Raw genomic sequence first — 12,314 nt, 5'->3', positions numbered from 1 at the left:
ACTGACCGATAGTGAACTAGTACCGTGAGGGAAAGGCGAAAAGAACCCCGGAGAGGGGAGTGAAATAGATCCTGAAACCGTATGCGTACAAGCAGTGGGAGCCCACTTTGTTGGGTGACTGCGTACCTTTTGTATAATGGGTCAGCGACTTATTTTCAGTGGCGAGCTTAACCGAATAGGGGAGGCGTAGCGAAAGCGAGTCTTAATAGGGCGTCTAGTCGCTGGGAATAGACCCGAAACCGGGCGATCTATCCATGGGCAGGTTGAAGGTTGGGTAACACTAACTGGAGGACCGAACCGACTACCGTTGAAAAGTTAGCGGATGACCTGTGGATCGGAGTGAAAGGCTAATCAAGCTCGGAGATAGCTGGTTCTCCTCGAAAGCTATTTAGGTAGCGCCTCATGTATCACTGTAGGGGGTAGAGCACTGTTTCGGCTAGGGGGTCATCCCGACTTACCAAACCGATGCAAACTCCGAATACCTACAAGTGCCGAGCATGGGAGACACACGGCGGGTGCTAACGTCCGTCGTGAAAAGGGAAACAACCCAGACCGTCAGCTAAGGTCCCAAAGTTATGGTTAAGTGGGAAACGATGTGGGAAGGCTTAGACAGCTAGGAGGTTGGCTTAGAAGCAGCCACCCTTTAAAGAAAGCGTAATAGCTCACTAGTCGAGTCGGCCTGCGCGGAAGATGTAACGGGGCTCAAACCATACACCGAAGCTACGGGTATCATCTTCGGATGATGCGGTAGAGGAGCGTTCTGTAAGCCTGTGAAGGTGAGTTGAGAAGCTTGCTGGAGGTATCAGAAGTGCGAATGCTGACATGAGTAACGACAATGGGTGTGAAAAACACCCACGCCGAAAGACCAAGGTTTCCTGCGCAACGTTAATCGACGCAGGGTTAGTCGGTCCCTAAGGCGAGGCTGAAAAGCGTAGTCGATGGAAAACAGGTTAATATTCCTGTACTTCTGGTTATTGCGATGGAGGGACGGAGAAGGCTAGGCCAGCTTGGCGTTGGTTGTCCAAGTTTAAGGTGGTAGGCTGAGATCTTAGGTAAATCCGGGATCTTAAGGCCGAGAGCTGATGACGAGTGTTCTTTTAGAACACGAAGTGGTTGATGCCATGCTTCCAAGAAAAGCTTCTAAGCTTCAGGTAACCAGGAACCGTACCCCAAACCGACACAGGTGGTTGGGTAGAGAATACCAAGGCGCTTGAGAGAACTCGGGTGAAGGAACTAGGCAAAATGGCACCGTAACTTCGGGAGAAGGTGCGCCGGTGAGGGTGAAGGACTTGCTCCGTAAGCTCATGCCGGTCGAAGATACCAGGCCGCTGCGACTGTTTATTAAAAACACAGCACTCTGCAAACACGAAAGTGGACGTATAGGGTGTGACGCCTGCCCGGTGCCGGAAGGTTAATTGATGGGGTTAGCTAACGCGAAGCTCTTGATCGAAGCCCCGGTAAACGGCGGCCGTAACTATAACGGTCCTAAGGTAGCGAAATTCCTTGTCGGGTAAGTTCCGACCTGCACGAATGGCGTAACGATGGCGGCGCTGTCTCCACCCGAGACTCAGTGAAATTGAAATCGCTGTGAAGATGCAGTGTATCCGCGGCTAGACGGAAAGACCCCGTGAACCTTTACTATAGCTTTGCACTGGACTTTGAATTTGCTTGTGTAGGATAGGTGGGAGGCTTTGAAGCGTGGACGCCAGTTCGCGTGGAGCCATCCTTGAAATACCACCCTGGCAACTTTGAGGTTCTAACTCAGGTCCGTTATCCGGATCGAGGACAGTGTATGGTGGGTAGTTTGACTGGGGCGGTCTCCTCCTAAAGAGTAACGGAGGAGTACGAAGGTGCGCTCAGACCGGTCGGAAATCGGTCGTAGAGTATAAAGGCAAAAGCGCGCTTGACTGCGAGACAGACACGTCGAGCAGGTACGAAAGTAGGTCTTAGTGATCCGGTGGTTCTGTATGGAAGGGCCATCGCTCAACGGATAAAAGGTACTCCGGGGATAACAGGCTGATACCGCCCAAGAGTTCATATCGACGGCGGTGTTTGGCACCTCGATGTCGGCTCATCACATCCTGGGGCTGAAGCCGGTCCCAAGGGTATGGCTGTTCGCCATTTAAAGTGGTACGCGAGCTGGGTTTAGAACGTCGTGAGACAGTTCGGTCCCTATCTGCCGTGGACGTTTGAGATTTGAGAGGGGCTGCTCCTAGTACGAGAGGACCGGAGTGGACGAACCTCTGGTGTTCCGGTTGTCACGCCAGTGGCATTGCCGGGTAGCTATGTTCGGGAAAGATAACCGCTGAAAGCATCTAAGCGGGAAACTTGCCTCAAGATGAGATCTCACTGGAACCTTGAGTTCCCTGAAGGGCCGTCGAAGACTACGACGTTGATAGGTTGGGTGTGTAAGCGCTGTGAGGCGTTGAGCTAACCAATACTAATTGCCCGTGAGGCTTGACCATATAACACCCAAGCAATTTGCGTCGAAGAGACCAGATTGCGGTGTGTGAAGACGAAACGAACCGAAAGTTCGATGTTCACAAAACACCGACAGCTGTCACATACCCAATTTGCTGAAGCGAGGCCATCAGGTCGCGACTCAGTACCCGAATTTCTTGACGACCATAGAGCGTTGGAACCACCTGATCCCATCCCGAACTCAGCAGTGAAACGATGCATCGCCGATGGTAGTGTGGGGTTTCCCCATGTGAGAGTAGGTCATCGTCAAGATTAAATTCCGAAACCCCAATTGCGAAAGCAATTGGGGTTTTGTTTTTAGTAGAAGTTCCCATTTTTGCTGGCACGTTACCGTGTTGACGAGTCAGCTACAGAATTTCTTGACGACCATAGAGCGTTGGAACCACCTGATCCCATCCCGAACTCAGAAGTGAAACGATGCATCGCCGATGGTAGTGTGGGGTTTCCCCATGTGAGAGTAGGTCATCGTCAAGATTGAATTCCGAGACCCCTGTCTGCTAACGCAGACAGGGGTTTTCTCGTTTCAGGGCCCACAGAATTAAACGGCTCCGCGAGCTTTGCTGCTGTGCGAGCCTGCCACTTGCGCCTCCAGATGTAGACGCCAGCCCCCGATAACCCAACAATCAAAACACTGCCCAGTCGTATGCCTGTTGATAACTCAGATGCGTCACCCCAACGCTTCAGTGGGTTTACGCACTCGAGCTTCATAGACGCTCGGGTAGCAACAACAACCAGAGCCACAATCCCCCTGAACGGTGCACACCACCGCCTAAATGAAGGCCATCGAGCGCCGCGCTGTCGAACCTATAGTCAGCCCACAGCGAGCTCATATGGCCATCTGTAGGCGCCAACGGGTTGCCCGGGCTGTCTGCAACCAGTTCGGGTGAGCGACTCGGAGTAGCTGACGTAAGGCGCCAAACCGCTATTGAATAGATCGGCGTGGCCAGTGAGTTTGGTACGACGACGGTGGTTGATTTCAGTGCCTTCAGGACGCGCGGCTTCAGCGATGCGGTTTTCGTCAGAGGTCTCGACCCAGTCCTGGCGCGGGCCCAGCGATAAGCGCCATTTGTCTATCTCGATCACGTCTTGCAGATAAACCCCGGTCTACTCCGGGCGACGCAGATAGTTCGTCTCGCCGTATATGTCGATCGCCGAATCGCCATCACCGGGTTGAACACGTTGATCGGCCCAAGGCCTCCGCTGCTCCAGACGCGCGCAGCGAGGTATTCAGCCAGCCGTGATGGCTATTTAGAGCGCCCTATGTTGCGAGCTCAGGTGAGGGCATGAACGCGATGGCCCTAACGTCACAAATGAAAATTAGCCGCTTTTTTATCAAGGGCTTGAGTTTTTGCAACGACCACTCGAATAGCGTTCAATAAAACGTTGCTTCGAGCGCTCTGGCACGCCGTTCGGCGGGAATTTGGCGTAAATACCATCCATTTCCTACACAGCCCTAAGATTTCTCCGATTCGTGCCGACAGACTAGTGAGACATGCGTGCACCAAAGTAGAGCGGCCATCAGAAAGCTGCCTGCCAGCTATTGGATATTTGGAGCTACATGGAATGTTGCATCCCCAACGCATCCCCACTTTTGCATAAGAAGTCCCATGAAATGAATCTCAAGTTCAGCCATAAAATCCTGTTGGCCGCCTCGGGCGTCGTGGTCCTGGCTTTCGCTTTGTTCACCCTCTACAACGACTATCTGCAGCGAAATACCATTCGCCAGAACCTTCAGTCCTCCGTGCAACAGGCCGGTGATCTGACCGCCAGCAGCGTGCAGAACTGGATGAGCGGGCGGATTCTGGTGCTGGAAAACCTCGCGCAGAACGTTGCTCATCAGGGCAAAGACGCCGATTTCCCGGGCCTGGTTGATCAGCCGGCGTTCACCTCGAACTTCCAGTTCACCTATGTCGGCCAGGCCAACGGTGTGTTCACCCAGCGCCCGGACGCAAAGATGCCGGACAGTTATGACCCGCGTCAGCGTCCTTGGTACAAGCAAGCAGTCACCGCCGACAAGACGATGCTAACCCCGCCTTACATGGCCGCCGTCGGCGGTCTGGTGGTGACCATCGCGATGCCGGTGAAGAAGAATGGCGAACTGCTCGGCGTCGTTGGCGGTGACCTGAGCCTGGAAACACTGGTGAAGATCATCAACTCGGTGGACTTCGGTGGCCTCGGTCATGCGTTCCTGGTCAGCGGGGACGGTCAGGTGATCGTCAGCCCGGACAAAGATCAGGTGATGAAGAACCTGAAGGACATTTATCCGAACTCCAGCGTACGTATCGAGAAGGGCAACCAGAACGTGGTGCTCAATGGTCAGGAACGCATCCTGTCGTTCACCCCGGTCACCGGTCTGCCGAATGCCGAGTGGTACATCGGTCTGTCGATTGACCGCGACAAAGCCTACGCCGCACTGAGCCAATTCCGTACCTCGGCGTTGATCGCGATGTTCGTGGCGGTGGGGGCCATTGCCGTATTCCTTAGCCTGTTGATCACCGTACTGATGCGTCCACTGATCACGATGGGCCGTGCAATGCAGGACATCGCTCAGGGCGAAGGCGATCTGACCCGCCGCCTGGTGGTTGAGAGCAAGGACGAGTTCGGTGAATTGGGCAGTTCGTTTAACCAGTTCGTTGAACGGATTCACGCGTCGATTTCCGAAGTGTCGTCGGCGACCCGTCACGTACACGACCTGTCGCAACGCGTCATGGCTTCCTCGAACGCCTCGATTGTCGGTTCCGATGAGCAAAGCGCACGGACCAACAGCGTGGCCGCTGCAATCAACGAATTGGGCGCTGCCACGCAGGAAATCGCCCGCAACGCCGCCGATGCTTCGCAACACGCCAGCGGCGCGAGCGAGCAGGCCGATGACGGTCGCCAAGTGGTTGAGCAAACCATTCTGGCGATGACCGAGTTGTCGCAGAAGATCAGCCTGTCGTGCACCCAGATCGAAACCCTGAATGCCAGCACCGACAACATCGGCCACATCCTCGATGTGATCAAAGGCATCTCGCAGCAGACCAATCTGTTGGCGCTCAACGCGGCCATCGAGGCGGCGCGTGCCGGTGAAGCCGGGCGTGGTTTTGCGGTGGTGGCGGACGAGGTGCGTAACCTCGCCCACCGTACCCAGGAATCGGCGGAAGAGATCCACAAGATGATCACTTCGTTGCAGGTTGGTTCGCGTGAAGCGGTGAGCACTATGAACGCCAGTCAGGCGTCCAGCGAGCAGAGTGTTGAAGTAGCGAACCAGGCCGGTTTGCGTCTGGTCAGCGTGACCCAGCGCATCGGCGAAATCGACGGTATGAACCAATCGGTGGCTGCTGCCACTGAAGAGCAGACGGCGGTGGTGGAAACCCTCAACGTTGACGTTAACCAGATCAACCTGTTGAACCAGCAGAGCGTCGCCAACCTCAACGAGACGTTGAAGGATTGTGATGCGTTGTCGCAGCAGGCCAATCGCCTGAAGCAGTTGGTCGACAGTTTCAAAATCTGACCGCGTTATCGTTCTTCGCGGGCAAGCTCGCTCCCACAAGTTTTTGGGCGCACACAATAGTTGTGTACGACCAAGATCCTGTGGGAGCGGGCTTGCTCGCGAAAGCGGTAGCTCAGCCAACGCTGAGCTCAGGCCTTAAACAAACAGCTTAAAAACATTCCCCATCGCATCATCGGCAAACCCCTGCACAAAATCCTTGAACCCAGGCAACGCCTCGGCCCCCCCGCTGGCAGGCTCGGCAATGATCGTCCAGGTCGCCCGCGACTTGCCTTCCCCCAGCGACTCCACATTCATCGCCGCCCACAGATTGGCCACACCTAACGTGTTGTAGATCGTTGTCCAGGTCATGCTCCGCGCCTGTTCATCGCGGGAGTTGAGTTGTTCAACCACCACATTGCCGTCCTTGAAGAATTTCTTGCGCAGCGAGGACACGCCCTCACCGGTCATTTCGATGTGCGACAGTGCCGGAATGAATTGGTCGAAACCGCCAAAGTTGCCGACCACCGCCCAGACTTGCGCGGCGTCCGTTGGCACTTCTACCGAAGACACGACGTGGCAGCCGTGCGGGTTTTTGATCAGGGTGTCGGGTTGCAGAGTGCTCATGGTGTTGCTCCTTTGTGATGAACTAGATGAAGTTGATTTCTTTCAGGTAATCGCAGCCGCGACGTAGCAGCGCCGAGGATTTTTCCGGGTAATGCGCACCCATCTGTTGCACGCCGGCCTCGGCGTTGGCGTGGCCGATCAGGGATATGTCGCCGATGTCTTCCTCGAAGCCGTTGAGGTAGAAGCCGAGCACGCCGAACAGCGCGTTGTTGGCGTCGACTCGCCCCAGTTGTTGCTGCCAGTCGGTAACGCTGACCAGCGCGAATTCGCTACCGGTTTCGCGGAACGAGGCGACGTAGGCATCCCAACTCAGTGGCTCGGGGTTGTGCAGGTTGAACACCGCGCGTTGCGCCGAATAACGGCTGGCGTGAAAGGCAATGAAGCGGGCGAGAAAATCCACCGGCATCAGGTCGAAATTCAGCGCGAAGGCCGGCACCTGTCCTAGCTGGATCGAGCCTTTGAGCATCAGCATCAAGCGGTTTTTATGCGGTTGGCAGACGCCGCTCAGGCTGTTGAAACTGATGTTGCCGGGCCGATACAGATTGACCCGCACCCCGAGCGTGCGAGCTCGTTCGAGGATGCGTTCGCCCACCCACTTCGACAGGTTGTAGCCATTGCGGATGTAGATCGGAGGTGTCGGCGCGGCGGGTAATTCCAGCACCCGGCCCTCAGCGTCAACGGTGCTTGAAGCCGACAGTGTCGAGACGAAATTGAAGACTTTTTTGCTGCGCCCTTCACACAAGCGCAACAGCTCGAAAATCGGTTCGACGTTGTCCGCCGCCAGCGACTCGTAATCGAGTACGTGATTGACGTTGGCGGCGTTGTGCACGAGTGCGCCGAACTCGTGATCAAGCCTCTGGTAATCCGCGTCGGTCAAACCCAATTGCGGCCGGGAAATATCCGCCGAGTAAACCCGCACCCGACTCAGATCCAGATGTTCGAGGCGGTTCTCGCGCAATGCCTGCGCAAAGCGCTGCGCCGCCGTTTGCCCGCCACCGTCGCGCACCAGACACGCCACTTCGCTGGCACCCCAACCGAGTAGCGCCTCGACGATGTGCACACCGACAAAACTGTTGGCGCCGGTGACGATGACTTTGTGCACATCGCCCATACGGCTGATTGGCAGCGGCTCGATATCCAGCGCGCGCTTGGCATCGGCCATGGCCTGGGCGCTGAGCACGGTGCTGTCGTCGGTGCCGCGTACCAGCGTGGCGAGTTTGATGATCGTCGGCAGTTCGATGAAGCGATTGATCGAGATGCTGCGACCGAACTCTTCACGCAGTCGCAACAGCATGCGCGACAGCAAAATCGAGTGACCACCGAGATTGAAGAAGCTCTCGTCGGTGGAAATGTCGCTGGTTGGCAGCTCCAGCAACTCCGCCCAGATCTCCAGCAGCAACGCCTCATCGGCATTTTCCGGCAGGCATTTCGGGCCGCTGTCCTGCACGCTCACTGGCAGTGCCAGCAAGGCTTTACGGTCGACTTTGCCGTTGCTGGCGAAGGGCATGCCCGACAGTTCAGTCCATGCCACCGGTTGCATGTAGTCCGGCAAAAACTGCTGGGCGTGGGCCTTCAAGGCATCTCGAGCATCATCCGATTGCGGCTGGGCGAGAAACGCCAGAATTCGCCGCTGACTGTCGATCACCACGGCGATTTGCCGGTACAACTGACTCTCGCGCAGGCAGCGTTCGATCTCTTCCGGCTCGACCCGGAAACCGCGGATCTTCACCTGATTGTCGCGCCGTCCGCACAGCTCGATGCCGTGCTCACCCCATTTGGCCATGTCGCCACTGCGGTAGGCGCGCAACGTAGTGCCGTCCGGCAGTTGCAGGGTCAGATAGCGCTCGGCAGTCTGCTGCGGATTGTTCAGATAACCGAGGCAGACGCCGGGGCCAACGATGAACAATTCACCGACGGTTTGCTCCTCTACGGGTTGCAGATCGTCATCGAGAATCAGCACCTGACTGTTGGCGATCGGTGCGCCGAGGCTGCGATTACTGTCACCGGGTTTGAGCTGCCGGGCGGTGATCAGCACCGTGGCTTCGGTGGGGCCGTAGAGGTTGTGCAGTTTGCCCTGACGCGTGAGTTGCTCGATGACGAATGGCTCGCAGACATCACCGCCGGTCATCACGTGTTGCACGCCTTGCAGTTGCTCCAGCGGCAGGATGCTCAACAGTGCTGGCGGCAGGAAGGCGTGGGTCAGTTGCCGGCGGCGGATCAGTGCGACCAGTTGCAGCGGATCGCGCCGTTGCGTGTCGTCGGGCACCACCAGTTCGGCGCCTTCGAGCAGGGTCGGGAAGATGTCTATCAGCGACGAGTCGAAACTCAGCGAAGAGAACTGCAACACCCGACTCTCGGCCTCCAGTTGCGTGTAGTCGGCGTACCACGCAGTGAAGTGTGCAAGGTTGGCCTGACTGAGCAGCACACCCTTCGGGTGTCCGGTGGTGCCCGAGGTGTAGAGCGCCATGCACGGTGCGTCGAGTTCGGGACGTTGGCGCATCAGCGGTTGCGAGAGGTCGGCGTCGAGGCTGTCGATACGGCTGACATCCAGCCCCGGCATCATCTCGCTCAGTGGATGCTCACCGTCATGCAACAACAGCAAGGCGCCGGCGTTCTCCAGGATGTATTGCTGGCGCTGCAACGGATGGCTCGGCTCCAGCGGCAAGTACACCGCGCCGCTGCCGAGGATCGCTAGAATCGAGGCGAACAGCGTGGGGCTTTTCGGCAGGCAAATGCCGACGACCCAGGGTTGCGGATGCTGGTCGAGCAGGGGCTGCAAGCGCTGTTGAATCGCCCGACTGTACGCATGCAACTGGCGATAGCTGATCGACTGCTCGGCGAGGTGCAGCGCCGGAAGATCAGCATGACGGATCAGGCTCTGTTGCAGACGCTCGATCAGCGGGATCTGCGCTTGTTGCAGCAGTGGCACATTCGTCGTGTCATTGAGGCGATGGACGTAAGCCAGGCTGTCGAGAAACAGCAGGTTTTCCATCCGTTCAAAATCCGGCGCGGTCACCGAAGCGACCTGCTGAAAATATTCAGCGTCGCGGGAGAAGCGGCTGACCAGCAACGATACTTCGTCCACCACGTGCGCCAGCACCCTCTGCCGCAGTGTCTGACCGTTGCCCGACGGCTCATCGCCAATTGGCACGCGGCTGATCAGTGACGAGCCGAGGAAGCACAGCAAATCGAGTGTCGGCAAACCTGCAAGGCTTTGCGCACCGACCCCCAGGCGCAGATGCAAGTGTGGGATGAGGCAGAAATCGCCAGCGGCAATGAAGCCATCGTCGATGATCAAATTCATCGTTGATGTTGCAGCGCCGCTTCGCGCCAGTGAATGACCGTGTTGTTCGAGTTCCTGCGCCAGGTCGGTCATGGCCTGGCTGGCCCCAATCAGCAAAATGTCGAGACGTCTCATGCCGGCCTCCTCAAACCAGATAATTGCGCAGGGCGTGCTGCACGCACGGTGTGTCGAGCAGCGAACTGTTGTGGAAAAACTTGATGATGTTGCCCACCAGCGGATGGTGGCGGTTGATCGGGAAGGCCAGTCCGGCGACTTCGTCACGGAGTGAACGGCGCGTCGCTTCACTCACCGGCAGGGCGTCGATCAGGCGCAGGTCGAAGGTTTTCTGGATGTCGTTGGTCAGGTAATGGCCTATGAACACCGGGAGGATCTGCGCAATGGTTTCGCGATCCGCATCGTTTGCGGTGTGCCAATAGATGCGCACCATTCGCGCCCAGAAACTCGAGTGGCGGCCCTCGTCGAGCAGGTGGTCGGCCATCAGCCCCTTGATCGATGGCTTGACCGTATCGTCCCGGGCGAACGCCGCGACGTCGCCGGTCACGGTGTTTTCGGCGATGGCCACGCAGATCAGCTCCACCGCGCTGCGCAGGTGCTCCGGTGCCAGTGCGACGGCAACGGGAATCGCCCGGCTTAACTCGATTTCATCGGGCAACTCGATCGGCGCTATGCCGGTCATGGCCTCCGTCTGCTGCATGAAATCCATCGCCACCAGCGCGTGGTAGTCCTCGTCGACTACCACGGTCATCGCGTCGTAACGGCAAGCGAACGGGAAGGTCACGGCGAAGCGGTTCTTGGCGATGCTGCGTGCGGTCTTGTCGACGATTTCGGTCTCGAAAATCACCACGTCGTTGATGAACTTGTACAGCGTCTGCACGAGGGCGAAATCACGCTGCTCGGGGCACTCGCGCAGGAAGGTTTCGCTGAGCACCAAGGGTTGGCGGCTGAGCGGATAGATCAGGCGCTCGTCGTTTTCCAGCACACGGCGCGGGCGAGTGCGGATAGTCGCGCGGCTTTCCCAGGCATCGGCGAACGATTGATAGTCGGCGGCGTTCATTGGGCCACCTCCGCCAAGGGTTCGCGCATGCTCATGCGCAGGCCGTCCCACAGGGCGATGCGGCTTTCGACGGCGGCGATGGCACTGGCGTAGACCTCGGCCTCACGCTGTGTGTCGCCATCGACCAGGCGCTCAAGCAGTTGCTCTGCCGCCGGGCCGTGATCTTCGGAGTCGACTTCGATGTGCCGCTCCAGGTAGTAGCGGAAGGTCGGTGCCTGTTCGATGCCGATGCCCCAGTCGTCCAGAATGCGCTGGAACATGGTCGGGATCACGCTCTCGCGACCATGCAGGAACGCGGCGGCCACGCTGTGTGCCGGTGCATGCAACGCCGTGCGCAGGGTGTCGCGGACAAACTGCGCGGCGGCTGGGTCGACCTCGACGCTTTGCAGTGCGACTTCGTAACTCACGCCTTCGTGTTGCAGTGCAACGAAGCGTTCGACGGCCGCGGTGCTCGCACCGACTTCGCGCATCGCATCCAGATACAGCTCGAAATGGCTGTAATGACCATTGCTCAAGCGGTCGTCGGATTCCTCACCGAGGACGATTTCGTTGATCAGGCGTGCGGCATGCGGATCGCGCGGTGGCAGCCAGGGTAGACGAGTGCAGGTCAGTTCCTGTTGCAGGCGTTTGGTCAGCGACATGAAATCCCAGACGGCAAATACGTGGGTCTCCATGAAACGGCGCAAGACGGTCATTGAATCGATTTCGGCAAAGATCGGGTGAGCGCTGAGTTCAGCTTTTTTCAGGGCGAGTTGGTGCTTTGTTTGAGACATGATGGGGCCTTTATCCTTGATATGAAATGGGAGTGTTTTTTCAACTTCGTTATCAATGGAACAGCGGCTTGTTATTCTTTTCCAGGCGAGCGGCAGCCTCATGACAATCAATGAAGTTGCGCTGGTGTATAGGTAGAACAGCACAGTAATCGGGCAATGCACCGCCACGGTTATAGTCGTGCGTTCAGCTTGTGCCCTTCTGGAATGGGATGTTCAAGCTCGGCGGAGAAAAGCTAATGCATCGCCAAACAACTTAACAAGTATATTTTTTATTATTTTCGGTTGTCGGTTTTTCAAGTGTGAGAGTTGCCGATAAAACTATTTGATTAAGTTTTATTGGGGCGAAGTTGCTCCTTTCAGTCAATAAAGACCAAAATCGAATAAACAGAGTGAATGCCTCACTCGAAGCAACTTTTTAATGAAGAGATTGAAAGTTATTGAGGGGATGAAAGTGGGCCCGGAACGATGCCGATTCTTTCCTTTTCCCGTGACAAGGCTCCTTCCGTAGGTTCCTGTTGCGGGGACTGCGCCGGCGGTGCGGTGCGTCGCCCGTTCTTTATTGGGTTGGCTGCTCAAGAGTGAGGGTAAATGGCCGTGACGGCTATT

General features: G+C 57.0%; 5 protein-coding genes, 3 rRNA genes and 2 pseudogenes (1 of these 10 cut by a window edge). 5 read left to right on the top strand and 5 right to left on the bottom strand.

The window, feature by feature from the left end; translation table 11 throughout:
• From ATI02_RS14785 to rrf (ATI02_RS14775), 3 genes are all read left to right on the top strand, one after another.
• Window positions 1-2,465 (top strand): 23S ribosomal RNA (locus ATI02_RS14785); it begins 429 nt to the left of the window's first position.
• Window positions 2,466-2,617: 152 nt separating this feature from the next.
• Window positions 2,618-2,733, top strand: a 5S ribosomal RNA gene (rrf, locus tag ATI02_RS14780).
• A 106-nt stretch (window positions 2,734-2,839) separates the two neighbouring features.
• Window positions 2,840-2,955: ribosomal RNA gene (gene rrf, locus ATI02_RS14775) — 5S ribosomal RNA — on the top strand.
• Between the two features lie 263 nt (window positions 2,956-3,218).
• Here the strand turns inward: rrf (ATI02_RS14775) and ATI02_RS32685 are convergent.
• Window positions 3,219-3,689, bottom strand: a pseudogene (locus ATI02_RS32685) (TonB-dependent receptor domain-containing protein); the annotation flags it as partial.
• A 350-nt stretch (window positions 3,690-4,039) separates the two neighbouring features.
• Here ATI02_RS32685 and ATI02_RS33315 point away from each other — a divergent pair.
• Both ATI02_RS33315 and ATI02_RS33310 read left to right on the top strand, forming a co-directional pair.
• A pseudogene (locus ATI02_RS33315) lies at window positions 4,040-5,119 on the top strand (HAMP domain-containing protein); the annotation flags it as partial.
• Window positions 5,120-5,188: 69 nt separating this feature from the next.
• Window positions 5,189-5,974: a methyl-accepting chemotaxis protein gene (locus ATI02_RS33310; protein WP_371857642.1), complete on the top strand. Its 786-nt coding sequence runs from the start codon at window positions 5,189-5,191 to the stop codon at window positions 5,972-5,974.
• A 135-nt stretch (window positions 5,975-6,109) separates the two neighbouring features.
• Here ATI02_RS33310 and ATI02_RS14755 read toward each other — a convergent pair whose 3' ends face one another.
• The 4 genes from ATI02_RS14755 to ATI02_RS14740 are packed head-to-tail and all read right to left on the bottom strand — an operon-like array spanning window position 6,110 to window position 11,708.
• A complete protein-coding gene (locus tag ATI02_RS14755; protein WP_095190361.1) occupies window positions 6,110-6,577 on the bottom strand; it encodes an SRPBCC family protein in 468 nt (155 codons plus the stop codon).
• 22 nt (window positions 6,578-6,599) lie between these two features.
• Window positions 6,600-9,995: an amino acid adenylation domain-containing protein gene (locus ATI02_RS14750; protein ID WP_100846652.1), complete on the bottom strand. Its 3,396-nt coding sequence runs from the start codon at window positions 9,993-9,995 to the stop codon at window positions 6,600-6,602.
• A 10-nt stretch (window positions 9,996-10,005) separates the two neighbouring features.
• Entirely contained in the window at window positions 10,006-10,935 is a 930-nt protein-coding gene (locus ATI02_RS14745; protein ID WP_100846651.1) for a diiron oxygenase, read from the bottom strand.
• Window positions 10,932-11,708, bottom strand: a complete 777-nt coding sequence (locus tag ATI02_RS14740; RefSeq protein ID WP_100846650.1) for a DUF3050 domain-containing protein — start codon at window positions 11,706-11,708, stop codon at window positions 10,932-10,934. Before ATI02_RS14740 ends, ATI02_RS14745 begins: the two co-directional genes overlap by 4 nt.
• Between the last annotated feature and the right edge of the window lie 606 nt (window positions 11,709-12,314).

It is taken from the genome of Pseudomonas baetica, from assembly GCF_002813455.1.
Taxonomy (GTDB): Bacteria; Pseudomonadota; Gammaproteobacteria; order Pseudomonadales; family Pseudomonadaceae; genus Aquipseudomonas; species Aquipseudomonas baetica.
The sequence above is the reverse complement of the archived record's forward strand: the minus strand, read 5'-3'. Positions and strand labels throughout refer to the sequence as shown.

Coding starts and splice junctions, on each gene's coding strand:
- ATI02_RS14745 (WP_100846651.1), bottom strand. CDS start 10,935: ATGAACGCCGCCGACTATCAATCGTTCGCCGATGCCTGGGAAAGCCGC.
- ATI02_RS33310 (WP_371857642.1), top strand. CDS start 5,189: ATGGCTTCCTCGAACGCCTCGATTGTCGGTTCCGATGAGCAAAGCGCA.
- ATI02_RS14750 (WP_100846652.1), bottom strand. CDS start 9,995: ATGAGACGTCTCGACATTTTGCTGATTGGGGCCAGCCAGGCCATGACC.
- ATI02_RS14755 (WP_095190361.1), bottom strand. CDS start 6,577: ATGAGCACTCTGCAACCCGACACCCTGATCAAAAACCCGCACGGCTGC.
- ATI02_RS14740 (WP_100846650.1), bottom strand. CDS start 11,708: ATGTCTCAAACAAAGCACCAACTCGCCCTGAAAAAAGCTGAACTCAGC.